The sequence below is a fragment of the Parasediminibacterium sp. HNIBRBA5674 genome (genome assembly GCF_056745525.1).
On record NZ_JBQWIE010000012.1, the window covers coordinates 85,830 to 109,390 of the forward strand.

Consider the following 23,561-nt stretch of genomic DNA (forward strand, 5'->3'; position numbering starts at 1 on the left):
AACGCTATCAGTGAATAAGTTAGTAAAACAAAAAGCACCGATACAATTATCGATGCTTTTATAAAGTATGCTTGCTAAAAAACTAGTAGCGCTTTTTAAAGTTTCTATTGTTGTTGTTTCTGTTTGATGCAGGTGCATTACCATTTGGTCTGTTACCACCTTCACGTTGAGGACCTGCATTTCTATCTCTGTTACCACTAGGTCTATTACCATTACCGCTTTGTGGTCGGTTATTGTTGTTTCTACCGTTAAAGTTCTGTCTGCGGTTATTGTTGTTTCTGCCGTTGCCAAATTCTTCACGTTCAAAGCCAGCATTTGCACGATGCTTAATAAATGGTGTAGCACTAAATTCAAGTGCACCATCGGTAATAATGTTAAGCTCAGTTCTTATCGTATCATCGTGTACCAACTCTTTATGCCAGTTGCTATAAGTAAGCTTCATGTAGTAAGCAATAGAGTTGGCAAAACCTACTTTCTTTTCAGCATCTTCTTCCTTCAATGCCTTGTCTATTACCATTTCTAGGTTTTTACCAAGGTGTGCATATTTAGGGTAGCGACGCGGATATTTCATCGGCTCGCCTTTAAGCTTATACGTTTCTTTTTGTGGTATAGGATAAGGGCTATCTACATCCAATTTAAAATCGCTTATGGCAAATAAATGATCCCAAAGCATGTGTCTGAAATCATCTACATTACGTAAATGTGGGTTTAAAAAGCCCATTAATTCTATCACAGCCTTCGCTTGTAAATTGCGTTTGTCTCTATCCTCAATTGTCATTACATATTCTACCATACGTTGCATATGGCGACCGTATTCACGTAACCCTAAGTGGTTGCGCTCGGTATTGTATTCCATCATTGTAAATCTCATAACACTACAAATGTAAGCATTGCGTCTTTTGCATAAGAAATTTTATGTTATTGGTAACAGATAACGCTTGCATGTCTCAATCTGTTAGTTTTTGCTTGCCAACCTACTACCTTTGGCACTCTTAGCAATTTTAGTACTTTCAAGCCACCAAACTATTATGGATGCTCCTAAAACCTACTGTGGTTATGCTAGCACATTAGATGATAGCAATGCGCACAAAATTTATCACGATAAGCACTATGGATTTCCTATTCACGATGATAATGAGCTTTTTTGTCGTTTGATACTAGAAATTAATCAGGCTGGCCTTAGCTGGACCACCATTTTAAACAAGCAAGCTAGTTTTCGCAAAGCCTACCATCAGTTTAATATAAAAAAAGTAGCCGCTTATAAAGAGGCCGATATTGAACGTTTGCTAAATGATGCTGGCATTATTCGCAATAAACTAAAGGTTCACGCAGCCATACATAATGCCAATGTGATACTTGGCCTGCAACAAGAACATGGTAGTTTTAAAGCTTGGCTAGATATGCACCATCCTAAAACAAAACAAGAATGGATGAAACTATTTAAACAGCATTTTAAATTTACTGGTGGCGAAATTGTAAATGAGTTTTTAATGAGTACTGGTTATTTGCCAGGGGCACACACAGCAGATTGTGCCATTTACCACCAAGTATTAAAAGCAAGCCCCGCATGGAATCAAAAAGCTTAAAACGCATTGTCATTATTGGTCCAGAAAGTACTGGAAAAAGCACCTTGACTGAGCAATTAGCAGCACATTACCAAACGGCTGCTTGTGCTGAATATGCTAGAGAATATTTGTATGCACATGGTACAGCTTACACATTTGATGATTTGCTAACAATAGCCCAAGGGCAAATAGCACTAGAAGAAGCAACGGTAGCAAGCGTTAGTAATAATGCTACATCATCTAATAAGCCAGTATTTATAGATACCGATATGTACGTGATGAAAGTGTGGTGCGAGTATGTATTTGGTAAATGTCATCAGTTTATTTTAGACGAAATTGTAGCTCGTAAATACGATTTGTATTTGCTCTGTAATATCGATTTACCTTGGGTAAAAGACGAACTACGAGAATATCCAGATGAAGGCCCTCGCAAAGAATTATACCATATCTATAAAGATTTACTCATTAACCAATCTACACCTTGGGTAGATATTAGTGGCAATTATGAGCAGCGCTTGAATACAGCTATTCAGGCGGTAGACCAACTATTAAACATGCCTTAAATACCTATTCATTTACCCCAACGAGGGTGATTACTTACTGTATTTTCCTTTCATCCTAAACTTAGGTAACGGCAATGGCAAATGCATTTACCTTTAAATCTCATTTTAGCCATCCCATATTTATTTTGTATGATAAATAGATTTCTCTCTTTAACTACCATCTTTTTTTTAGTAGCAGCAACTAGTTGCAAAAGCAAGCAGGAAGACAAAAAGCCAACGACACCACCACCTACAATAGTAGATGTGTTGGTAGCATCGGGCCAAAAAATAAGTAATACCGTAGAGGTTAATGGTACGGTGGTAGCTGCTGAATATGTAGAACTGCATCCAGAAGTAAGTGGTAGGCTTACCTACTTAAACGTACCAGAAGGTAGCCGTGTAGAAAAAGGTACCATTATGGCTAAAATAAATGATGCCGACTTGCAAGCACAGGTTTCTAAAACCAAAGTGCTGCTAGAGCTAGCTCAAAAAACAGAAGAGCGCTATAGAAAACTATTATCTATTAATGGCATTAATCAAGCCGATTATGATGCGATACTTAACCAAGTAAATGGCTACAAGGCCGATTTGGTGTACACACAAGCATTGATAGATAAAACGGTAGTTAAAGCACCATTTAGCGGTACAGTAGGCTTGCGCCAAATAAGCCCTGGTGCATATGTTACCACAGCGTCTATTATTGCTACCATACAGCAGGTAGATAAACTAAAAGTAGACCTTACTGTACCAGAAACCTATGCCAAAATACTACGTAAAGGCAACACGATAGATGTAGTGCTAGATAATGGTACAGGCGCTAAGCAAAAAGCAACAATAGTAGCGGTAGAGCCGCAGGCCAACCTTGCAACGCGTAACCTTAAAGTACGTGCTGTACTTGATAATGGCAGGGCCAATCCTGGTGGATTTGTAAAAGCATATTTAGATGCAGGTGACGATAACAAAGCCATTTTAATACCTACCAATTGCCTAATACCTGACGATAAAAACAATCAAGTAATTGTGGTAAAAGATGGTAAAGCTGCTTTTGTACCAGTTAAAACTGGTGTAAGACAAGCCAATGTGGTAGAAGTGACAGATGGTATTAAAGCTGGCGATAGCGTTGTGGTTACAGGTGTACTATTTGCAAGGCCAAAAGCGAAGCTTAAAATACGCAGCGTAAAGCAGTTGAAAGATTTGAACCCTGCTTAAATATTGGTTAAGCAGTTGTAAAAAGCGCTCAGCATGAGGTTTTGCCACTAAGGCACTGAAACACAGAGTATTACATTTTCTGAGATTCTGTGGCATTAAAGCTTCCAACAAAGCTGGCGGAAGCAAAATGAAGCGTAAAAAGCGTTCAGCAAAGTTTGCTGACGCTAAAAAGCTATAAAAAACCTTCCGCAAAGTTTGCGGAAGCAAAATGAGGTGTAAAAAGTGTTCAGCAAACTTTGCTGACGCCAAAAAGCTATAAAAAACCTTCCGCAAAGTTTGCGGAAGCAAAATGAGGTGTAAAAAGTGTTCAGCAAACTTTGCTGACGCCAAAAAGCTGTAAAAAACCTTCCGCAAACTTTGCGGAAGCACCAACTAGTTATTTGTAAAAGGAATTCGATTTTATTATGAATATTTCTGAATTATCGTTAAAGCGCCCCGTACTTGCAACGGTTATGAACCTAGCCATTATACTTTTTGGTATAGTAGGCTATACCTATTTAGCCGTAAGAGATTATCCCGCCATTGACCCACCTGTGGTAAACGTAAGTACCAGCTATACAGGGGCAAACTCAGATATTATTAGTAACCAAATTACAGAACCATTAGAAAAGCAAATTAATGGTATACCAGGTATTAGAACCATTACTTCCTCTAGTTCGCTAGGTAGTAGTAATATCTCGGTTGAGTTTAACTTGGGTGTTAATTTAGAAGCTGCTGCGAGTGATGTGCGTGACAAAGTAAGTCAGGCGCAACGTAGTTTACCGCAAGATATAGATGCACCACCTGTGGTGTCTAAATCTGATGCTAGCAGCGATTTCATTTTAATATTGGCTGTACAAAGCCGTACCAAGAGTTTGATGGAACTAAGTGAGTATGCAGAAAATGTATTGCAACAGCAAATACAAACCATTAACGATGTAAGTGCGGTAAACATATTTGGGCAAAAGCGTTACTCAATGCGCTTGTGGCTTAATCCAGATAAAATGAATGCTTTTGGCGTTGCATTTACCGATATAAAAACAGCCTTAGCTACCGAAAACATTGATTTACCACCGGGTAAAATTTACGGTAATAATACAGAGTTAACCATTCGTACCATTGGCCGTTTAACTTCAGAAAAAGATTTTAGAGACCTGATTATTAGAGAAGATGCCGCTGGTATTGTGCGCCTAAGCGATGTAGCAAGAGTAGAACTTGGCCCAGAAACATTAGAACAAAGCTGGAAATACAATGGTGTAAATGCGGTAGGCCTTGCAGTAGTACCACAGCCGGGTGCAAATAATATTGAAATTGCTGACCAGTTTTACAAGCGCCTAGAGCAGATAAAAAAGAATAACAAATCTGATATTGAATTTAAGATTCTGATAGATAATACCACCAATATTCGTAAGTCTTTAGAAGAGGTAAAAGAAACCTTGCTAATTTCTTTTGGCTTGGTAGTACTAGTTATTTTCTTCTTTTTTAGAAACTGGCTAATAGCTATTCGTCCATTAATAGATATTCCTATTTCGTTGGTGGCTACTTTCTTTATCATGTATGTATCAGGTTTTTCGGTAAATATTTTAACCCTATTAGGTATTGTATTGGCCACAGGCTTGGTGGTAGATGATGGTATTGTGGTTACAGAAAATATCTTTCGAAAACTAGAAGAAGGGTTGCCTATACGCAAGGCAGCTTTAGAAGGTAGTAAAGAAATCTTCTTTGCGGTAGTATCTACTTCTATCACATTAGCAGTGGTGTTTTTACCAGTAATTTTCTTAGAAGGTTTTGTGGGTAGATTGTTCCGTGAGTTTGGTGTTACACTAGCTGCTGCGGTATTAATTTCTGCTTTTGTATCGCTTACCATTACACCAGTGCTTAACGTGTATTTAAACAAAAAAGATGCAGGGCATGGTAAATTTTACGAACGTACCGAGCCATTTTTTAAAGGCATGGAAAATGGCTATAAGCGCATGTTACAAGGCTTTATGCGTATCCGTTGGGCTGCTTGGGTAATTGTTGGTGTGTGTGTTGTTATGATTTATTTTATCATCAACACATTGCAAAGCGAAATCGCACCACTAGAAGATAGAAGCAGCATTCGTTTTACAGTTACTGGTGCTGAAGGCACAAGTTTCTCATCTATGTCAGCCCTTACCGATAAAATTGCTGATTACCTTAACGATTCTGTGCCTGAGCGTGACTTTATTTTTGCCCGTGTAAGTGGTGGTTTTGGTGGTGGTGGTGCAGTTAACCAATCGCAACCAAGGCTAGGCTTAGTAGCACCAGATCAGCGTAAGCGTTCGCAAATGGAAATAGCTGCTGACCTACAAAAGAAACTTAGTCGCTTTAACGATGCAAGAATCTTCCCTGTGCAGGAACAAACTATCTCGGTAGGTTTGGCTTCAAGAGGTTCTTTACCTGTACAATTTGTGTTACAAAATCTTGAGTTAAGTAAACTGAAAGAAATTATTCCTAAGTTTTTAGATGAAGTACGTAAGGACAAAACCTTTGCTAATGCGGATGTAAACCTTAAGTTTAATAAACCAGAAGTACAATTAACCATTGATAGAACAAAAGTGAGAGACCTTGGCTTATCTAGCCAAGATGTGGTATCGGCTATACAAAGTGCCTTTAGCGGTGGCAGACTAGCTTACTTTATTATGAAGGGCTACCAATACCAAGTAATAGCACAGGTAGAGCGAGATAGCCGTAACCAGCCAGATGATATTTCTAAATTGTATGTACGCAATAAAAATGGTGACAATATTCCTTTAAGTTCAGTGATGCATTTAGAGCCTAGCAGTAACCCTGCTACCTTGTATAACTTTAATCGTTACAAAGCCGCTACTATTTCTGCATCATTAGCCGAAGGCAAAACCATAGGTGATGGTATCAATGCGATGAATGCTATTGGTAAGCGCTTATTAGACGAATCTTTCCAAACGGCGCTAAGTGGTCCTTCAAGAGATTACGCTGAAAGTAGCTCTAATATTCTATTTGCTTTTGGCCTTGCTTTAATACTTATTTACTTGGTATTAGCAGCACAGTTTGAAAGCTTTATAGATCCATTCACCATCATGATTACTGTACCACTTGCATTGAGTGGCGCATTACTAAGCTTGTATTTATTTAACCAAACCATCAATATCTTCTCAGAAATTGGTATGATTATGTTGATAGGCTTGGTAACTAAAAATGGTATTTTGATAGTAGAGTTTGCCAACCAAAAACGTGAACTTGGCTTGAGTAAAATGGAAGCCGTAATAGAAGCATCACAGCAGCGTTTACGACCTATTTTAATGACAAGTTTGGCTACCTCATTAGGTGCATTGCCAATTGCCTTAAGCTTGGGTGCGGGCAGCACTAGCCGTATACCATTGGGTATTGTAATTGTAGGCGGTATCTTATTTTCGTTAATACTTACCCTATTTGTAATACCTGCTGTGTACACATTCTTTAGCGGTAAGCACGAAGCTAAAAAGGTAGATGTGACAGAATAGTAAGCAAATAGTGCGCAGAAGAATTGCTGAAAGCGGGGTAAATAGACAACTATTTATCCCGCTTTGGTTTTAAAATATTGCGCATTTGCTTCTATAGAAACACGGGTGACTCTGATTGGGTAGATAAGCGCATTTTTTTTATATTTACGATATGAAAATTATACAAGCGTGCCATTTAATGATAAAGCTAATTCTAGTATTATCTATCATTTCGCTTTCGCAAATTGTAAATGCACAGGCAAGTATTGCACAAGTTGAAATACCAAAGCTTAAGGGTGACTTAAGTTGCTTTTACACACCAAAATATTCTGAAGCAGAAAGAAATCGCTTCTATCCGTTCAATATTAGTACTACAATTAAGATTGTTTCATTTAGACATCATAGATTAAATTATCCAATAAAAGGGGATAGCTTAGTAATGGACAGTTTAATTGAAATTAAAACATTAACAAAAGCAGATAAAAGCAAGCTAACTGACATTATTTATAATAATTTCTACAAGCAAAAGCCAAATTATGGTTCATTTGCTAATTGTTTTTATCCTCGAAATGCGATACTGTTTTTTGATAAAACAGGCAGGTTAACGGAAAGTATTTTATTATGTTTTCATTGTGGTAATTTCAAGTTGAGCTCTGATAAAATAGTAATGGGTGATAAATGCACACAGAAAGTAGAAAAACTTAGAAAGTTGTTTACAGAACTAGGTTTGAAGTTTGGAACTAATAATGCAATTATTGAATACCCAGGTGAAGAAAGTGATGAAGGCATTTTCACTAGATAAATCTACTTACAATGAGCTGATGCTTTCTCTTTAACTTTTTTAACTTGAAACAAAAATTATAAAAATTAAGGCTGTAAACCGCTATAGCGAAGCTGCTTACTATGTAATTCAGACTGCTTCGTTCCTCGCAGTGACGATAAAGGGCTTTGTAACTATGCTGTGCATCTTCGCTATGGCAGCTTTGTATCAACTTTTGCTTATCCGCAGCGCTATGAGGCCGTGTTGTGAAAGCTAACTTAGTAGGTAACAGCGTAGTTGCAAACTGCGCTGAGTGAGATAAAATTGTAATTTGCTGTTGCAAAATCAACCGTATTATGTCATTGATTAGAAAGTATAGGCTATTTAATATCTACAAACGAAACTATTTTGCCTTTGCAATTTACTCATTGCCATTTGTTTGTTTGCTATTATTCTTGGTAGATCAGTTAACCTTTCACAAAACTGATATGATATTCTGGGTGGCTTTTTTAATGAGTTTAGCACCGTGTGCTATCCTTGGTTTGTTAATATTTATTTGGATACTAATTTCTGCTTTTAAAAACAATAGTAGAATTAATAAGATTGTAGGTTTTATCGGTCTTTTTCTTGGTATTTGTGGTGTAGTAGCGGGTATATTGGGGGTTCTACTAATTTATGCGGTGGTTAATTAAGCAAAAAAATCAATAACAGTTTGTTGACTTGTTTCGTAAAGGCAACTATAAGAGCATACACACATTAAAGCAGAAAAGGCTACTCATTACTAAGCAGCCTTTTCTCTTTTATATCCTTTAAATCAATCAAATCTTGGTTCAGACAAGTGCTTAATAATCTATCACCTGTTCTTCAATCAAGCTAGGTATTTCTCGCCACTCGTATTGTTGTGTGCGTAGTTGTGGTTCAAAGCCGGCTTCTTTTATGGCTTCTTGAATGCTTTTGTAGGTAAAGCGGTGTGGTGCACCTGCTGCACTTACTACATTTTCTTCTAGCATAATGCTACCAAAATCGTTAGCGCCACCATGTAAGGTTATTTGTGCTGTTTGCTTACCTACTGTTAGCCAGCTTGCTTGTATGTTTTTTACATTTGGTAGCATTATGCGGCTAATGGCAATCATGCGTATGTATTCATCTGGTGTGGTTAGGTTTTGTACACCACGTATTCTAGTAAGCAAGGTGTCTACATCTTGGAAGGTCCAAGGGATAAACGCTAAAAAGCCTTTGGCGTTTTCTGGTTTCTTCGCCTGTATTTCTCTAATTTTTACTAGGTGTATAAAGCGCTCTTCTAGGGTTTCTACATGGCCAAACATCATGGTGGCGCTTGTGGTAATATCTAGCTTATGGGCTTGGTGCATTATTTCTAGCCATTCGTCTGCACCACATTTGCCTTTACTGATTAAGCGTCTTACTCTATCTACCAATATTTCAGCGCCAGCACCTGGCAAGCTATCCATACCAGCTTCTTTTAAGGCTTTTAACACCTCGTGGTGGGTACTTTTTTCTAGCTTAGTAATATGGGCTACTTCTGGTGGGCCTAAAGCATGTATTTTAATGGTAGGAAATTCTTGCTTAATGGCTTTGAAAGTATCTACATAAAACTGCAAACCTAAATCTGGATGGTGGCCACCTTGCAACAATAATTGATCACCACCCCATTTTAGGGTTTCTGTAATCTTTTTGCGGTAGGTAGGCATATCGGTAATATAGGCTTCTGCATGGCCTGGTATGCGGTAGAAATTGCAAAACTTACAGTTGGCAATACACACATTGGTGGTATTAACGTTTCTATCTATTTGCCAAGTGACTTTTCCGTGTGGTACTTGTATTTTGCGCAGCTCGTCTGCCACATTCATTAACTCGGTTAGTGGGGCGTTTTCAAATAAAAACATGCCTTCTTCTATGCTCAAAAACTCAAAGCGTAGGGCTTTTTGGTACAAATCTGCTAGCTGCATACAATACTGTTTAATCTATCAACAAAGGTAAGGGTGCATTGTTGCAAACGAGTAGTATTGACATTGTTTAAATAGGTATTTTTATGGCTGAAAAATTGTTGTTTGATGAGATTACTATTGATTATCTGTTGTTTTTTAGGTGCATTTACACAAGTACAAGCACAACAACCCACCACTTTACAAGAAATTAAAGCTGATAGTGTAGCCAAAAAATTGCTACAATATTTTGCTAAAAGGCAAGCTGATAGTGCCTATACATTAGCAGGTGAGGCATTTAAAAAAGCCCTGCCTTACGATAAGTGGATGGCCGTGTGCGAAAAGCAGTTGTACGGCTTAATGCCATTTAATAATGTTAGTTTTTTGCGCAGCAAAAATGGCGTGAGCAAATACAAAATGGATGGTATAGCACCCTTACAACTATTGATAAGCTTAGATAGTTTGGGTAAATTTCAAGTATTTGCCATTCAGCCTTTTCAAGATGATACACGCAAAAAAGTAGCATCGGTTACTGACAATACTAAGCAAACGACACTTGACAAAACGGTAGATGCTTTGCTAGATAACTACATTAACACCGTAGGTAACGTAGGTGCAAGTGTGGCCATTTACACAAAAGAGAAAGATTACTATTATAACTACGGTGAAACCGCTAAAGACAATAAACAACTGCCTACCTATACAACCTTGTACGAGATTGGTTCTATTAGCAAAACCTTTACAGCCACCTTACTAGCTAAAGCAGTGGTAGATAAAAAAGTGCGCCTGCAAGATGCTATTACTAAATACTTACCAGATAGTGTAGCTGCTAATAAAGACTTACAGGCCATCACCTTGCAACAGCTGAGTAATCATAGTTCAGGCTTGCCACGAATGCCCATCAACATCAACTTTACCGTTACTAATTATTTACAGCCTTACGAAAACTACGACAATAAAGCGCTATTTGCTTTTTTAAAACAGTTTAAGGCAACGCGTAAGCCTGGCGATACGTATGAATATAGTAACCTTGCCGTGGGTTTATTGGGTGTAATACTAGAACGTATTTACAACAAAACATACGAGCAATTGGTACTAGAACAAATAGCCAAACCAATTGGCCTTACCAATACCAAAATGACCCTAACGCAGCAAGACAGCACCAAGCTAGCACAAGGCTATAACGAAAAAGGTGAGGCCGTACCTGCTTGGCGCTTTAAAAGTTTGGCAGCTTGCGGCGCACTAAAAAGCAATGCAGCAGATTTATTGCAGTATGGTAAGCAGCAATTAGCTGTATTTAAAAGTCCTTTGCTTGCTTATAACCAACTGGCGCACCAACAAACGTTTAGCGATGGTGTGCAGAAGGTAGCACTTGGCTGGCACTTTTTGGTAGATGATGCAGATGTGGTGTGGCAGCATAGTGGTGGTACCTATGGTTGTAGAACGATGTTGTGTGTAAATGAGGCGAAAGGCTTAGTGGTAGCAGTGCTTACTAATAATGCTACCAATGGTGATGCGCTAGGCATTAAACTATTACAAGCGCTTGAGCGTTTATAATAGCTTACTAAATAATAGATTGCTTGCTAGGTGCTTTTATATAAGCATCACTTGCTACCAATATGAAACTGCAACAGCTATATTATGCGCTGAGACTACTGCTATGCTATGTAGCGGTGCTTTTGTGCCACAAGGCTACTGCACAAGAAGAGTTTGTATTGCCACAGGCAAAAGCACTTACAAGTTTTTCATTTACACAACTTAGTGGTGGTATTATTTTAATAAGGGCAAGGGTAGATGATATACCCGATACACTCAATTTTGTGCTAGATACAGGTAGTGGCGGGATTTCGCTAGATTCTGAAACGGTAGTTACATACAAAATGGTTACAGAAATAAGCGATAAAACCATACGTGGTATTGCTGGTATAAAAACGGTAGCTTTTACCAATAATCACACTTTACAGCTACCTGGCTTAGCGGTAGAACATTTAGACTTTCATATAAACAACTACGACTTGCTTACAAGTGTGTATGGGGTAAAAATAGATGGCATTATTGGGTACAGTTTTTTTAGAAGATACATTGTAAAAATAGATTACGACCTATTGAAAATAGAAGTGCTTACGCCCGGCACTATTAAGTACCCAAAAGGTGGCTATTTAATGAAGCCCACATTTACTTCTCTTATTTACCCACAAGCACAAATAGAAGATGAACGTATATTTACTAACCGTTTTATTTTTGATACAGGTGCTGGCTTGTGTATGTTGTTATCAGAAGATTATGTAACCGATAGCATGGTGCTGAGGAAAAAGCGCAAGCGCTACCCTACACAGGCCGAAGGGCTTGGGGGTAAAAAAACAATGGATATAACGGTGATACAATCTGTACAAATAGGTAATTATAAGTTTAGAAAAGTGCCTGTTTATATTTTTTCGGATGACTATAATGTTACAAGCTATCCACTGATAGGTGGCTTACTTGGCAACGATTTGTTACGCCGTTTTAATGTTACCTTAAATTACCCCGAGCTAAGTATTTACTTAAAACCAAATGGTCATTTTAAAGATGAGTTTGACTATTCGTACACAGGTTTGGGTATTTATCAAATAGAGCAAAACATTGTGGTGGTAGACATTATGCCGAATTCGCCTGGCGAAAAAGCTGGCTTTAAACCGGGCGATATTATTATATCTATAGACAATAATTTTAGCAAAAACATACAAGCTTTTAAAACGGTCTTACAAAATGCAGGTAACACAGTACGCATTTTAGTGCTTCGCAATGGGCAGCCTTTTGTGCTAAAATTACAAGTGAAAAATATTTTACGCCGCTAGTTGCGCTGAGGCAAAATGTAACAACTTAGTTTTGGCAAATGGCTAAAAAGAGAAAAGCTTCTCCTTCAATATTTAAGCGACTATTTGTAGTGGTGATTGTGCTTGCATCATTGGCAATAGTAGGTTGGTATATTGTAAAAATAATTAAAGAAAAACAGGCGCTTGCCGATGCTAAAAGTGCCTATTACAAAGCATTTGGCATCAATTTGCCGCAAGGCTATACCATACATGGCATTGATGTAAGTAATTATCAAAATGTAGTGTATTGGCCCTTGGTAAAAGCTATGCATGTAGATACTGTAGCTATGGGCTTTGCATTTATAAAAGCCACCGAAGGCCTTAACGATGTAGATAGAAGTTTTAGTAAAAACTGGCAAGCCACCAAGCAGGTAGGTATACCACATGGGGCGTATCATTTTTTCTTAGCTACAAAAAGTGGCAGTAAGCAAGCCAATAATTTCATTAAACAAGTAAACTTGTCTGCTGGCGATTTGCCGCCTGTGGTAGATGTAGAGCATTTATATGGCGTTTCTGCCAAAAATATGCGTACACGTTTAAAGGAATGCCTGACTACTTTAGAAGCGCATTATCATGTTAAGCCCATTATTTACACCTATGTTAGTTTTTACAATAGCTATTTAGGTAGCGAGTTTAATGACTATCCATTGTGGGTGGCGCATTATTTAGAGCCTGATAAGCCAAAAATTACAAGAAACTGGATTTTTTGGCAGCATAGTGAACGTGGTACTGTAAATGGGATTACCCGTTTTGTAGACTTTAACGTGTTTAATGGCGACAGCGCAGCCTTTAAAAAGCTACTGATAAAGCAATAATACCGCTTATAACACTCCTGAGGTATTAACAATTCTTTGTTAAACGATTTGCACTTCTTTAAGTCTTTTTTAAGCAATTTTACATTACAAATCAAGCAAAAGGTCTTTATAAAAGCTGTAACACTTATTTAACAATTACAAAAAAACCTTTGGCACTGTGTTTGCGTATTTAAAAGTATAAAACACGACATAAGATTTTAAATTTTCTCATAAGCAGTTAGTTTTGGTTGCGGCCTCGATTTCCATCGGGGCCAATTTTTTTATACTAACTGATGTGAAGATTTAAAGATGTTCTATTTGCTTTTTAATAATACCCTTGCTGATATGTAGCCAATAGTAGAACCAATTATATCGGCAGCAATATCAATTATGTCGCAAGACCTATTTACCACAAAATATTTTTGAATAAATTCTATAGCTATACCGTAAGCAATACTTAGCAATGTGATGTATAAAAACCATTTGCTACGCTGTGCCTTGTTATAAATAGATTTTTTAAAAGGATAGCTAAACGCAAATACTAAAACTGTAAATAACCCTAAATGAACAATTTTATCGAAATTAATTTTTGCAGCCCATGGTAGGTCTGGCAATTTTTGCCCTGGTAAAGTGAATAGGTAAAATGTAAATGCTAAGTAAGCAATGGCTGGTAAAAATTGTGTAAAACGTAAGGTTTTCAAGATGATGATTTTGTGCAAAAATAAGGGGACTAAGAATAGCCCCCTTCCATCTGAAAAAACCCGCTATTGATTAGCAATTTTGTTAAAACTTGTGCATGATATACGATAGGCTCAAGTATTAGGTTTGCTAAGTAGAAAAATTATTTTGGTTTAAACATTTTGCTGTAACATTGCAGCGGAAACAAACTGACTACTGTTTAGTCATCTCACTAACCCTTCAGTTTTTCTCCTTCCATTTATCAAGTAACCGATTTTTAGTTTCAAACTTTGTAAGACTGGGTTCATTGACTACAAGTCCCTCGATTTTATTATCTCAAAACAATTTATGTACGACATTTTGCAATTAAACAACATGCTGCTTCCTGAGCTATTAGATGCGGCAGAACAGATGGAACTTACAGACCTAAAAGGATTAGACAAACAAGCACTCGTTTATAAAATATTAGATGGTCAGGCTATTAAAGAAAGTGCTACTGCTGAAAATGCAGCACCACGCAAACCTCGTAGTCGTAAAACAACCTTAAAAACATCTACTGCAAATGGTACTGAAGAGGCAGAAATAATGCCACCATCACCAAAAGTAGAGGAGCCAATTGCAGCACCTACAGAAGTTATTGCGTCTGCAGAAGCTATGACACCACAAAGCGAAGCAACCAATAATAGAGAGCCAAGAAAAAGGCAACCAATAAAACCAGCACCACGTAAGCCAAAAGTTGAAGTAGACGACTTGCAACTAAGCCTTGCAGAACAAATGCTTCAAGCTACTGAAAACAGAATAAGCGATGTAATGCCTGCTGATATTGCACAAAGCATTGCCAACGAAGAAGCACAGCAAGAAGGCGAAAATGAAATAACTGAACAAGCACCAGAAAGCATTACACAACAACAACCAGAAAGACGCCAAAACTTCCGCCGTGAACCGGTGTTTAATATTGAGTTTGATGGTATTATACCAGGTGAAGGTGTACTAGAAATGATGCCGGATGGTTATGGCTTTTTACGTTCATCTGACTACAATTATTTAAGCTCGCCTGATGATGTGTATGTATCTCCAAGTCAAATTAAATTATTTGGCCTAAAAACTGGTGATACCGTTTCAGGTTCTGTGCGTCCACCAAAAGAAGGTGAAAAATATTTTGCCCTATTAAAAGTAGATGGCATTAACGGTAAAAGACCAGACGAGGTAAGAGACCGTGTACCATTTGACTATTTAACGCCATTATTTCCGTTTGAGAAGTTGAACTTGTTCACTTCACCATCTAATTATAGCACACGTATTATCGATTTGTTTACACCAATTGGTAAAGGTCAGCGTGGTTTAATAGTAGCCCAACCAAAAGTGGGTAAAACCATGTTACTAAAAGAAGTGGCTAATGCTATTGCGGCTAATCATCCAGAATGCTACTTGATGGTAGTATTGATAGATGAAAGACCAGAAGAGGTGACCGATATGGAAAGAAGTGTAAATGGTGAGGTAATTGCTTCAACGTTTGACGAACCAGCTGAAAAACACGTAAAAGTGAGCGCTATGGCTTTGCAAAAAGCTAAACGCTTGGTAGAATGTGGTCATGATGTGGTGATATTGCTAGATAGTATTACACGTTTGGCAAGAGCCCACAATACGGTAGCGCCAAGTAGCGGTAAGGTATTAAGTGGTGGTGTTGAGGCTAATGCGATGCAAAAACCAAAACAGTTTTTTGGTGCGGCACGTAAAATAGAAAACGGCGGTTCATTAACCATTTTAGCAACTGCTTTGATAGAAACAGGTAGCAAAATGGATGAGGTGATTTTTGAAGAATTTAAAGGTACTGGTAATATGGAATTATTGCTAGATAGAAGATTGGCTAATCGTAGAATCTTCCCAGCTATTGATTTGGTTGGTTCTAGTACAAGGCGTGACGACTTATTGTTAGATAAAGATGTATTGTCTCGTATTAATATTTTACGCTTGTTCTTAAATGATATGAATACGGAAGAAGCGATGAATGAATTGCTAAAACGTATGCGTGGCACTAAAAGCAATGAAGAGTTTTTAGCAAGTATGAATAGATAGTTTTAAACACATAGATATTTAGTTAAGTAAAGACCACATAGATTTAAAAGATTTATGTGGTCTTTGTTTTTTATGTTGCTATATGGTGAATCTTTTGCTACAATAATTTTTTAAATTATTCATAGTCTTTAATCACATTTTACGAACAAACCCTTACTTTTGCCGTCCTTTCACAAAATAGTGGTAATGGTCGCTACTATATCGTTGAAACAATATTGATGGTTTAGTAAAATTTAAAAGCATGAAACAAACATTTCAACCACATAAAAAACGCCGTAAAACTGTACATGGTTTTCGTAAGCGTATGCAATCTGCAAATGGCCGTAAAGTATTAGCAAGCCGCAGAGCAAAAGGCCGTAAGAAACTTACCGTTTCTAGCGAGAAAGGATTAAAATAAACAATTACCGTTGTTAAAAAGCGGTTGTTAGATAGATATTTAAGACGGTTACAAGCAATTGTAATCGTCTTTTTTATTGTTACAGGGTTCATCTTATTTTTACTACATAATAGTTATGGCCACATTTACTTTTAACAAACAAGAGAAACTAAAAAGCCGAAAGCTTACCAAGCAATTATTTGCTGAGGGAAAGTCGTTTTTAGTATTTCCAATAAAAGTGGTGTACTTGCCTGTGAGCGAGCCTATAGATTTTCCTATAAAAATTGGTGTAAGTGCAAGTAGCCGAACATTTAAACATGCGGTAGATAGAAACCGAATAAAACGTGTGATGCGAGAACAATATCGTTTAAACAAATTGCCATTACACGAATACATTACAGCCAATAATCAGCAGGTAGCTGCTTTTTTCCTTTACATTAATAAAACGTTACCAGAAGCAGGATTGATAGAAAAGAAAATGCCCATTATTATACAAAAACTAATAGCCGCCTTGCATGAAACTACTGCTACAACTGCTTAGTTTGCCATTAATAGGGCTTATTAAGTTTTACCAATACGTTATTTCGCCAGTGCTTGGGCCAAAATGCCGCTACGCACCTACTTGCTCGCATTATGGGCTTGAAGCTATCAAAAAATACGGGCCTTTTAAAGGTGGTTGGCTAGCTGTTAAGCGCATTGCTTCTTGCCATCCTTGGGGTGGCCATGGTTACGATCCTCTGCCATAAAAGAAGTGATAGGAACACTGATGACACTGATTAAGCGGATAATCGTAGATTATAGTAGTGTGGGACTAAAAGTTTCTTTCTGTGTAAATCTGTTTCATCAGCGGTATCAACGTTCCCATCAGATTTTCATTTCAATCATTAAATTCAGTGGTCTATCTTCGTTTTTATGACAGGTATAGACAGCGTAGAAATAAGCCAAGCCATTGTACACAAAGTGGGCAATCCTTCTCGTGGCGAAGACTTAAAATTATCAGCCAATACTTTATCGTTGAACGATGGTATTGTAAGAGGTATTTTGGCTAAGTATTTTTTAGCACCTTTTAATGTAAATGAGCAATACTATTTTACCCATATCAGTGATATTGGCCTTAATGAAGTGTATAGCTATGTAGGGCAAATATTTGACAATCCTAAAAAGTTTGCTTCACAATCTGCTTTGCTAGCCACCTTTCTTTTCAATAAAAGCACACACGTAAAAGTAAAAGAAGGCGAAATGTATGTGGTGCATTTTAAAAATGTACCGTTTGACACCGAATATGTAGAAGCGATAGGCATATTTAAAAGTGAATCGAAAGAAACGTTTTTAAAAGTATTTCCACATGGGCAAGGCTGGGAAGTAGCAGCAGAAGATGGCATTAACATAAATAAGCTAGATAAGGGTTGTTTAATTTTTAAGGTAAATAGAGAGCAAGGTTATGTGGTGTGTGTGGTAGATGCAACCAACAAGCAAAACGATGCGCAATATTGGATAAACGAGTTTTTGCACGTAACACCTTATGCTGATAGTTACCATAGCACTAACAATGCTTTGAGTATGGCCAAATTGTTTATAAGCACAGAGATAGCCGAGCAATTTGACGTCAATAAAAGTGACCAAATAGACATGCTAAACCGTAGCATGGAATATTTTAAAACAAAAGAGAATTTTCAGTTTGAAGAGTTTGCAGAAGAAGTGATTCATCACCCAGAAGTAATGGAAGCTTTTACCAATTACAAGCAGGTGTACGAGCAAGCCAAGCAAGTAGCTATTGACGATGAATTTGCCATTCACGTATCGGCAGTAAAAAAGCAAGAGAAGCTGTTTAAAAGCATCTTAAAACTCGACAAAAACTTTCACGTATACATTCATGGGCGTAAAGACTTAATAGAACGTGGCTACGATGAAGTAAAAGGTAAAAACTTCTACACTTTGTATTTTGATGAAGAATCATAAACCGTCACTTTTAAGGATTTGCAAGATGTACAATTGAAGGAACGATTATTGCAAGCAATGATACAAGAATGGATTTCAGTAGTTGATAAAGTATAACTAAACATAGCCCTTTGCCTATACATCCTTATATAACACTCGTTTTAGCCTGGTTAGCATTTGGCATGTTGCATAGTATTTTGGCTTATCAACCATTAAAAAATAGGCTAGAAAAATGGCTTAAAGCCAAGTATAAATACTACCGACCAAGCTATTCAATATTTGCCACTATTAGTTTAGCATTGGTAGTTTGGTATCATGTTTCCATTACTAAACAATGGCTTTGGCAGCCATCGTTGGTACAAAAAATAGTGGCTGGTTTATTAGTAGTTATAAGCAGTGCTTTAATGCTTTTGTGCATGAAAAAATACTTTGCCGATTTAAGTGGTATCGATGCATTAACAGGCAAGCAAGCCAAGGTACACTTAGAAACAACGGGCATTCATACAGTGGTGCGCCACCCGCTGTACACAGTAACCATACTTTTTGTGTGGAGTTTGTTTTTATGGCAACCATTAGCTAGCAATACTGTAAGTTGCATGTGCATTACGCTTTACACCCGCATTGGTATTTATTTTGAAGAAAAGAAGCTTATAAAATTATTTGGTAAAGCTTATCAATTGTATCAGGTAAGTGTGCCTATGCTAGTGCCTAAATTGTTCTAATTACTAAAACCATATTGAATGTGCTTTTCGGCTATTGCGAGCTTTAGTGCTGGCACAGTATTAACAACCGCTGGTATTATTACTACGCAAAAAGTACAATCAAAATCGCAGCTAGCGTTTGCGGCAATACCATTGTTGTTTGGTATTCAGCAATTGAGCGAAGGCTTTGTATGGCTAAGTTTAACGCATCAGCAATATGCCCATTGGCAGCAAGCCGCTACACATGCGTTCTTGTTTTTTGCCCATGCTTTGTGGCCAGTTTGGGTGCCTTTTGCAGCGTTATTGTTCGAGACTAAGCAGCCTCAAAAAACCATTCTCTTTGTCTTTTTTATTTTAGGCTTGATATTGAGCCTTGGTGAGATTTATTGCCTATCTGCCTATCATGTAGAAAGCAGAATTTATGGTAAACACATAGAGCACTTAATCACTTACCCTAGACCATTTGTAGCAGTAAGCGAAATTGTATATGGCATTGTTACACTAGTACCTTGCTTTGTTAGTAGTTTTAAAAAAATGCGTTGGTTTGCTATTGTATTGGCTACATCATTAGTACTTACAGGCATCTTTTATCAAGCTTGGTTAATATCGGTATGGTGCTTTTTTGCAGCTTTATTAAGCGTTATTATCTATCGTATTTTGGCTTTGCAAAATAAAATTAGCATGCAGGATGCTTAATTTATAGCAAGCATTTATATTTAGGCACTAAATACATTTTTGCCATGAGTTATCAACCAGATAGCAATCGCTATCAAAAAAAAATGCAGTATCGCAAATGCGGTAATAGCGGTATTAAATTGTCTGCTTTATCACTTGGTCTTTGGCATAATTTCGGTGATGTAGATGTGGTAGACAATTGCAAAGCTATTTTAAAAACAGCCTTCGATAACGGTATTACACACTTCGATTTAGCAAATAATTATGGTCCACCACCAGGTAGCGCCGAAACCAATTTTGGTAAAATTTTAAAAGAAGAATTTAGTGGTTATAGAGACGAAATGATTATCTCGTCTAAAGCGGGTTATTACATGTGGCCGGGTCCTTATGGTGAATGGGGTAGCAAAAAATACATGGTATCTAGCATGGATCAAAGTTTGAAACGCATGCAGCTAGACTATGTTGATATTTTCTATCATCACAGGCCAGATCCTGATACACCACTAGAAGAAACCATGGCTGCGCTTGACTTGTTTGTAAGGCAAGGTAAAGCCTTGTATGTAGGTGTGTCTAATTATCCTGCAGACCAAGCTGCTAAAGCATTTGAGATATTAAAACAACTAGGTACGCCTTGTTTAATTCATCAACCAAAATACTCAATGTTTGAGCGCTGGGTAGAAGGCGGCTTGCTAGATGTACTAGAACAATATGGTGTAGGTTGTATACCATTTTCGCCACTAGCACAAGGCTTGCTCACCAATAAATATTTGCATGGTATACCAGAAGGTTCAAGAGCTACAAAAGGTGTGTTTTTAAAGCCAGAACAAATAACAGAAGACAAGCTAAGCATCATTAAACAACTAAACGAACTAGCTGTTTCTCGTAACCAAACTTTGGCACAAATGGCATTGGCGTGGTTGCTAAAAGATAAGCGTGTAACCAGTGTATTAATTGGTGCAAGTAGGCCAGAACAGTTACTAGATTCAATGCAGTGTTTAGATAATTTAGACTTTAGCACAGAAGAGTTAACTAAAATAGAAGCGATTTTAAAAGGATAATTAGCAGCAAAGTAGTACATACAAAAAGAGGGCTAAAAACTTACGTTTTTAGCCCTCTTTTTTATTAATCTCATGCAAAGCTTACGCTTTTTTTACTGCTGGTTTTGCTGTGCTAGCATCAGCAGTTTTAGTTTCTTTTTTGTCCATTTTTTTACCACACTCTTTACCATCCATTTTCTTGCAGCATTCTTTGTCTTTGCTACATTTTTTATCTTTCTTTCCACCTTCGTGTGCAAATACAGCACCCATTACTAAAGTAGCTGCTGCTAGTACAAATAATTTTTTCATATTGGTTTGTTTTAAATTTTTGTAAAATAAAAGTAAGATAGTTTTAGCAATAGCTACCAATTCTCTTTGTTAAAAATTACCAAGTAGCCAAAACTGTAACACCACCTTTTACTACTTCGTTTAGTTGAACATTCACTTTTGTGCCTACAGGCAATAAAATATCTACACGGCTACCAAATTTTATAAAGCCATATTCTTCTGTTTGTTTTACTTGCTGGCCTACAGTGGTGTAATTACAAATTCTTTTTGCCAAAGCACCCGCAATTTGCTTGTACAAAATAGTACCGTAGTTGTTCTTTACTGCAACGCTCCAGCGCTCATTTTCGGTTGAACTTTTAGGATGCCAAGCCACCAAATATTTACCTTTATGATATTGATTATAAATTACTTCGCCACTCATAGGGTTGCGGTTTACGTGCACATTGGCCGGGCTCATAAAAACGCTTACTTGTATGCGTTTATCTTTAAAATATTCCTCGTCTACAATCTCTTCTATCACTACCACTTTACCATCGGCAGGGCAAATAATTTGGTTATCTGCAATGGTTAATGGCCTGTTTGGAATTCTAAAAAACGATACTAAAAACAAAAACAAACCAAGTGTTAGCACAAAAATAATGAGTGTAACAGTGGGCCAAGTACCACTTAAAAATGTAAACGATAATACATTTACGATGCCGAATATCAGCGCACCAATACCAATAGATTGGTAACCTTCTCTGTGAATTGTCATGCTGCAAATATGCGAGATTTTTTGCTAAACCTTAGTAACTAAGCCGCTTTACAGCATCTTTTATTAGCTTAATAAACATAAATTTATTTGGTCACCAGCATTTGTACTACTATTTAGCTTTGGTTGCGTCGCATGCCGACCTTTTTGTCGGCATCCCGATGTTACACTTGAATCGGGACTTGTACGTTCTTATTGCTTAGCGGTAGTACTAAAAAGTGAAAAGCCCAAGCAATATTTGCTTGGGCTTTCTTAAAAGTATATCAACCAGCTATTAGTTTAGTACCGCTTCTGTTTTTTCTATGGTAAACTTATCCTTCAGTTCTAGAATATTTTTCCAGCCGCCTACAATGTTTCTAATATTGTGTATGCCTTGGCGCTTTAATAGCGATGATGCAATAACACTTCTATAACCGCCAGCACAATGCACATAAATATTTTGATCGTCCTCTAGGTTTACCATACTGGCTGGGTCCATCATATCATCTAAAGGAATGTTGATAGATTGCTTTAAATGACCATCACCATATTCTGCTTCTTTGCGCACATCTACCACCAATAGTTTCTCATCAAAAGGAATATCCATTGCTAGTTCATCTACCTCTACATCTATCAGCATGTCTATTTTTTCGCCAGCGGCTTGCCAAGCATCGAAGCTACCATCCAAATAGCCTACCATTTTCTCAAACCCTACACGTGCAAGTCTTGTAATGGTTTCTTTTTCTTTGCCTATTTCTGTTATTAAAACAATGCTTTTATCAAATGGCAATAAGCTGCCAGCCCATTCTGCAAAGCGGCCTTCTAGCCCTATAAATATTGAACCTGTTACAAAGCCATTTGTGAAAACATCGGCACGTCTAGTATCTAGTACTATAACATCATCATCTGCGGCAATAGCTTTAAAAGCGGCTATTGACAATGGTTTCAACGCTTTCTCAAAAATGCTAGTAAGGCTTTCGTAACCTTCTTTGTTAATTTTAGCATTAATTGGAAAATACTGCGGTGGCGCAGCCAAGCCTTCTGTTACAGCAGTTACAAATTCTTCTACCGTTAGTGGTTGCAAGGCATAGTTAGTGGCTTTTTGCTCACGAATAGTGCTATACGTTTCTGGGCCTAAATTTTTGCCACAGCTACTACCTGCGCCATGTGCAGGATACATAATTACATCATCTACTAAAGGGATGATTTTTTCTTGTAAGCTTTTGTAAAGCATTGCTGCAAGGTCTTGCGTAGTTAAAATTTCACCTTTTTGTGCAAGATCTGGCCTACCTACATCACCTACAAACAATGTATCGCCAGTAAAAATAGCATGAGGTTTTTGCTGTTCATCTTTTACCAAAAAACAACTACTTTCTAGTGTGTGGCCAGGTGTGTGTAATACTTCTACAGTAATATCGCCAAGCTTAAATGTTTCGCCATCTTTTGCTACATGTACAGGAAAGCTAGTACGTGTATCTGGGCCATAAACAATAGTAGCGCCTGTGGCAGCTGCAAGGTCTAAGTGACCACTTACAAAGTCAGCGTGAAAGTGTGTTTCAAAAATGTATTTAATGGTGGCTTTACGCTCTGTTGCTAGTTGTAAATATTCGTCAATATCTCTTAATGGGTCTACCACAGCGGCTTCGCCATTGCTTTCTATGTAGTAAGCTGCTTCGCTAATACAGCCTGTATATAATTGTTGTATAAACATAATTCTACCTAAATATTTCTGCAAAAATAAGCACAAGTGCCTTGCTAATTGCTTTTACTTGGTAGCGGCTACTTGTTGAAATTAGAAATAGACCTCTTCGACAATTAGGTTCGTCTTCGCGAGATTGGGTTCGTGTCTTCACCACAGGTGTACGAAAGATATTTATGAGGTGTTACACAATAAAACTTCATTTAGTTTTTCAGGATTTCCACCACACATTCT

At 37.5% G+C, this 23,561-nt stretch carries 22 protein-coding genes; 16 read left to right on the plus strand and 6 right to left on the minus strand.

Annotation, left to right across the window (positions count from 1 at the left end):
- Positions 1 to 82: 82 nt before the first annotated feature.
- Positions 83 to 871, minus strand: coding sequence for a DUF4290 domain-containing protein (locus tag ACT9TX_RS07995; RefSeq protein ID WP_481337749.1), 789 nt, complete (start codon positions 869 to 871; stop codon positions 83 to 85).
- Positions 872 to 983: 112 nt separating this feature from the next.
- Here ACT9TX_RS07995 and ACT9TX_RS08000 point away from each other — a divergent pair, with 112 nt between their 5' ends.
- The 5 genes from ACT9TX_RS08000 to ACT9TX_RS08020 all read left to right on the plus strand — a co-directional run bounded on the left by ACT9TX_RS08000 (position 984) and on the right by ACT9TX_RS08020 (position 7,579).
- Positions 984 to 1,586: a DNA-3-methyladenine glycosylase I gene (locus ACT9TX_RS08000; protein ID WP_481337750.1), complete on the plus strand. Its 603-nt coding sequence runs from the start codon at positions 984 to 986 to the stop codon at positions 1,584 to 1,586.
- Positions 1,568 to 2,128: an AAA family ATPase gene (locus tag ACT9TX_RS08005; RefSeq protein ID WP_481337751.1), complete on the plus strand. Its 561-nt coding sequence runs from the start codon at positions 1,568 to 1,570 to the stop codon at positions 2,126 to 2,128. Before ACT9TX_RS08000 ends, ACT9TX_RS08005 begins: the two co-directional genes overlap by 19 nt.
- A gap of 129 nt (positions 2,129 to 2,257) precedes the next feature.
- Positions 2,258 to 3,316: an efflux RND transporter periplasmic adaptor subunit gene (locus ACT9TX_RS08010; protein WP_481337752.1), complete on the plus strand. Its 1,059-nt coding sequence runs from the start codon at positions 2,258 to 2,260 to the stop codon at positions 3,314 to 3,316.
- Positions 3,317 to 3,720: 404 nt separating this feature from the next.
- Complete coding sequence (locus tag ACT9TX_RS08015; RefSeq protein ID WP_481337753.1) at positions 3,721 to 6,798, plus strand: efflux RND transporter permease subunit; 3,078 nt, start codon at positions 3,721 to 3,723, stop codon at positions 6,796 to 6,798.
- Positions 6,799 to 6,949: 151 nt separating this feature from the next.
- The gene (locus tag ACT9TX_RS08020; RefSeq protein WP_481337754.1) at positions 6,950 to 7,579 is read left to right on the plus strand and encodes a hypothetical protein; all 630 of its coding nucleotides are present in this window, start codon (positions 6,950 to 6,952) and stop codon (positions 7,577 to 7,579) included.
- An 800-nt stretch (positions 7,580 to 8,379) separates the two neighbouring features.
- On the opposite strand, the gene mqnC is transcribed toward ACT9TX_RS08020, so the two are convergent.
- The gene (gene mqnC / locus ACT9TX_RS08025) at positions 8,380 to 9,504 is read right to left on the minus strand and encodes a cyclic dehypoxanthinyl futalosine synthase (RefSeq protein WP_481337755.1); all 1,125 of its coding nucleotides are present in this window, start codon (positions 9,502 to 9,504) and stop codon (positions 8,380 to 8,382) included.
- A 105-nt stretch (positions 9,505 to 9,609) separates the two neighbouring features.
- On the opposite strand from mqnC, the gene ACT9TX_RS08030 reads away from it, so the two are divergent.
- From ACT9TX_RS08030 to ACT9TX_RS08040, 3 genes are all read left to right on the plus strand, one after another.
- A complete protein-coding gene (locus tag ACT9TX_RS08030) occupies positions 9,610 to 11,037 on the plus strand; it encodes a serine hydrolase domain-containing protein (protein ID WP_481337756.1) in 1,428 nt (475 codons plus the stop codon).
- Between the two features lie 62 nt (positions 11,038 to 11,099).
- Positions 11,100 to 12,317, plus strand: a complete 1,218-nt coding sequence (locus tag ACT9TX_RS08035) for an aspartyl protease family protein (RefSeq protein ID WP_481337757.1) — start codon at positions 11,100 to 11,102, stop codon at positions 12,315 to 12,317.
- Between the two features lie 38 nt (positions 12,318 to 12,355).
- Entirely contained in the window at positions 12,356 to 13,150 is a 795-nt protein-coding gene (locus ACT9TX_RS08040; RefSeq protein WP_481337758.1) for a glycoside hydrolase family 25 protein, read from the plus strand.
- A 293-nt stretch (positions 13,151 to 13,443) separates the two neighbouring features.
- Here the strand turns inward: ACT9TX_RS08040 and ACT9TX_RS08045 are convergent, their stop codons facing one another.
- On the minus strand, positions 13,444 to 13,830 hold the full coding sequence (locus tag ACT9TX_RS08045) for a VanZ family protein (RefSeq protein WP_481337759.1): 387 nt from the start codon (positions 13,828 to 13,830) through the stop codon (positions 13,444 to 13,446).
- A gap of 325 nt (positions 13,831 to 14,155) precedes the next feature.
- Between ACT9TX_RS08045 and rho the strand changes: the two genes are divergently transcribed.
- The 8 genes from rho (at position 14,156) to mgrA (ending at position 20,631) form a co-directional block, all read left to right on the plus strand.
- Complete coding sequence (gene rho, locus ACT9TX_RS08050) at positions 14,156 to 15,883, plus strand: transcription termination factor Rho (RefSeq protein WP_481337760.1); 1,728 nt, start codon at positions 14,156 to 14,158, stop codon at positions 15,881 to 15,883.
- A 241-nt stretch (positions 15,884 to 16,124) separates the two neighbouring features.
- Positions 16,125 to 16,280 carry a 50S ribosomal protein L34 gene (gene rpmH / locus ACT9TX_RS08055; RefSeq protein ID WP_379015212.1) on the plus strand — a complete coding sequence of 52 codons (156 nt, stop codon included), beginning with the start codon at positions 16,125 to 16,127 and terminating at the stop codon, positions 16,278 to 16,280.
- Between the two features lie 115 nt (positions 16,281 to 16,395).
- Positions 16,396 to 16,800: a ribonuclease P protein component gene (locus ACT9TX_RS08060; RefSeq protein ID WP_481337761.1), complete on the plus strand. Its 405-nt coding sequence runs from the start codon at positions 16,396 to 16,398 to the stop codon at positions 16,798 to 16,800.
- Positions 16,775 to 17,005: a membrane protein insertion efficiency factor YidD gene (yidD, locus tag ACT9TX_RS08065; RefSeq protein ID WP_481337762.1), complete on the plus strand. Its 231-nt coding sequence runs from the start codon at positions 16,775 to 16,777 to the stop codon at positions 17,003 to 17,005. The genes ACT9TX_RS08060 and yidD overlap by 26 nt, the downstream gene beginning before the upstream one ends.
- 166 nt (positions 17,006 to 17,171) lie before the next feature.
- The gene (locus tag ACT9TX_RS08070) at positions 17,172 to 18,218 is read left to right on the plus strand and encodes a nucleoid-associated protein (protein WP_481337763.1); all 1,047 of its coding nucleotides are present in this window, start codon (positions 17,172 to 17,174) and stop codon (positions 18,216 to 18,218) included.
- A 110-nt stretch (positions 18,219 to 18,328) separates the two neighbouring features.
- Entirely contained in the window at positions 18,329 to 18,919 is a 591-nt protein-coding gene (locus tag ACT9TX_RS08075; protein WP_481337764.1) for a methyltransferase family protein, read from the plus strand.
- A gap of 18 nt (positions 18,920 to 18,937) precedes the next feature.
- The gene (locus ACT9TX_RS08080) at positions 18,938 to 19,594 is read left to right on the plus strand and encodes a DUF6629 family protein (protein WP_481337765.1); all 657 of its coding nucleotides are present in this window, start codon (positions 18,938 to 18,940) and stop codon (positions 19,592 to 19,594) included.
- 44 nt (positions 19,595 to 19,638) lie between these two features.
- A complete protein-coding gene (gene mgrA, locus ACT9TX_RS08085; RefSeq protein WP_481337766.1) occupies positions 19,639 to 20,631 on the plus strand; it encodes an L-glyceraldehyde 3-phosphate reductase in 993 nt (330 codons plus the stop codon).
- Between the two features lie 81 nt (positions 20,632 to 20,712).
- Here the strand turns inward: mgrA and ACT9TX_RS08090 are convergent, their stop codons facing one another.
- From ACT9TX_RS08090 to ACT9TX_RS08100, 3 genes are all read right to left on the minus strand, one after another.
- Complete coding sequence (locus ACT9TX_RS08090) at positions 20,713 to 20,919, minus strand: hypothetical protein (RefSeq protein WP_481337767.1); 207 nt, start codon at positions 20,917 to 20,919, stop codon at positions 20,713 to 20,715.
- A gap of 76 nt (positions 20,920 to 20,995) precedes the next feature.
- Positions 20,996 to 21,652 (minus strand): phosphatidylserine decarboxylase family protein, encoded by a 657-nt coding sequence (locus ACT9TX_RS08095; protein WP_481337768.1) that lies wholly within the window; start codon positions 21,650 to 21,652, stop codon positions 20,996 to 20,998.
- A 271-nt stretch (positions 21,653 to 21,923) separates the two neighbouring features.
- Entirely contained in the window at positions 21,924 to 23,339 is a 1,416-nt protein-coding gene (locus ACT9TX_RS08100; protein WP_481337769.1) for an MBL fold metallo-hydrolase, read from the minus strand.
- Positions 23,340 to 23,561 lie beyond the last annotated feature (222 nt).

What these genes read in the sequence shown, in the direction of transcription:
- ACT9TX_RS08010 (WP_481337752.1), top strand. Translation starts at nt 2,258, where the DNA reads ATGATAAATAGATTTCTCTCTTTAACTACCATCTTTTTTTTAGTAGCA.
- ACT9TX_RS08090 (WP_481337767.1), bottom strand. Translation starts at nt 20,919, where the DNA reads ATGAAAAAATTATTTGTACTAGCAGCAGCTACTTTAGTAATGGGTGCT.
- mgrA (WP_481337766.1), top strand. Translation starts at nt 19,639, where the DNA reads ATGAGTTATCAACCAGATAGCAATCGCTATCAAAAAAAAATGCAGTAT.
- ACT9TX_RS08035 (WP_481337757.1), top strand. Translation starts at nt 11,100, where the DNA reads ATGAAACTGCAACAGCTATATTATGCGCTGAGACTACTGCTATGCTAT.
- ACT9TX_RS08060 (WP_481337761.1), top strand. Translation starts at nt 16,396, where the DNA reads ATGGCCACATTTACTTTTAACAAACAAGAGAAACTAAAAAGCCGAAAG.
- ACT9TX_RS08070 (WP_481337763.1), top strand. Translation starts at nt 17,172, where the DNA reads ATGACAGGTATAGACAGCGTAGAAATAAGCCAAGCCATTGTACACAAA.
- rpmH (WP_379015212.1), top strand. Translation starts at nt 16,125, where the DNA reads ATGAAACAAACATTTCAACCACATAAAAAACGCCGTAAAACTGTACAT.
- ACT9TX_RS08015 (WP_481337753.1), top strand. Translation starts at nt 3,721, where the DNA reads ATGAATATTTCTGAATTATCGTTAAAGCGCCCCGTACTTGCAACGGTT.
- ACT9TX_RS08095 (WP_481337768.1), bottom strand. Translation starts at nt 21,652, where the DNA reads ATGACAATTCACAGAGAAGGTTACCAATCTATTGGTATTGGTGCGCTG.
- yidD (WP_481337762.1), top strand. Translation starts at nt 16,775, where the DNA reads ATGAAACTACTGCTACAACTGCTTAGTTTGCCATTAATAGGGCTTATT.
- ACT9TX_RS08030 (WP_481337756.1), top strand. Translation starts at nt 9,610, where the DNA reads ATGAGATTACTATTGATTATCTGTTGTTTTTTAGGTGCATTTACACAA.
- ACT9TX_RS08040 (WP_481337758.1), top strand. Translation starts at nt 12,356, where the DNA reads ATGGCTAAAAAGAGAAAAGCTTCTCCTTCAATATTTAAGCGACTATTT.
- ACT9TX_RS07995 (WP_481337749.1), bottom strand. Translation starts at nt 871, where the DNA reads ATGAGATTTACAATGATGGAATACAATACCGAGCGCAACCACTTAGGG.
- mqnC (WP_481337755.1), bottom strand. Translation starts at nt 9,504, where the DNA reads ATGCAGCTAGCAGATTTGTACCAAAAAGCCCTACGCTTTGAGTTTTTG.
- ACT9TX_RS08020 (WP_481337754.1), top strand. Translation starts at nt 6,950, where the DNA reads ATGAAAATTATACAAGCGTGCCATTTAATGATAAAGCTAATTCTAGTA.
- rho (WP_481337760.1), top strand. Translation starts at nt 14,156, where the DNA reads ATGTACGACATTTTGCAATTAAACAACATGCTGCTTCCTGAGCTATTA.
- ACT9TX_RS08100 (WP_481337769.1), bottom strand. Translation starts at nt 23,339, where the DNA reads ATGTTTATACAACAATTATATACAGGCTGTATTAGCGAAGCAGCTTAC.
- ACT9TX_RS08005 (WP_481337751.1), top strand. Translation starts at nt 1,568, where the DNA reads ATGGAATCAAAAAGCTTAAAACGCATTGTCATTATTGGTCCAGAAAGT.
- ACT9TX_RS08080 (WP_481337765.1), top strand. Translation starts at nt 18,938, where the DNA reads ATGTGCTTTTCGGCTATTGCGAGCTTTAGTGCTGGCACAGTATTAACA.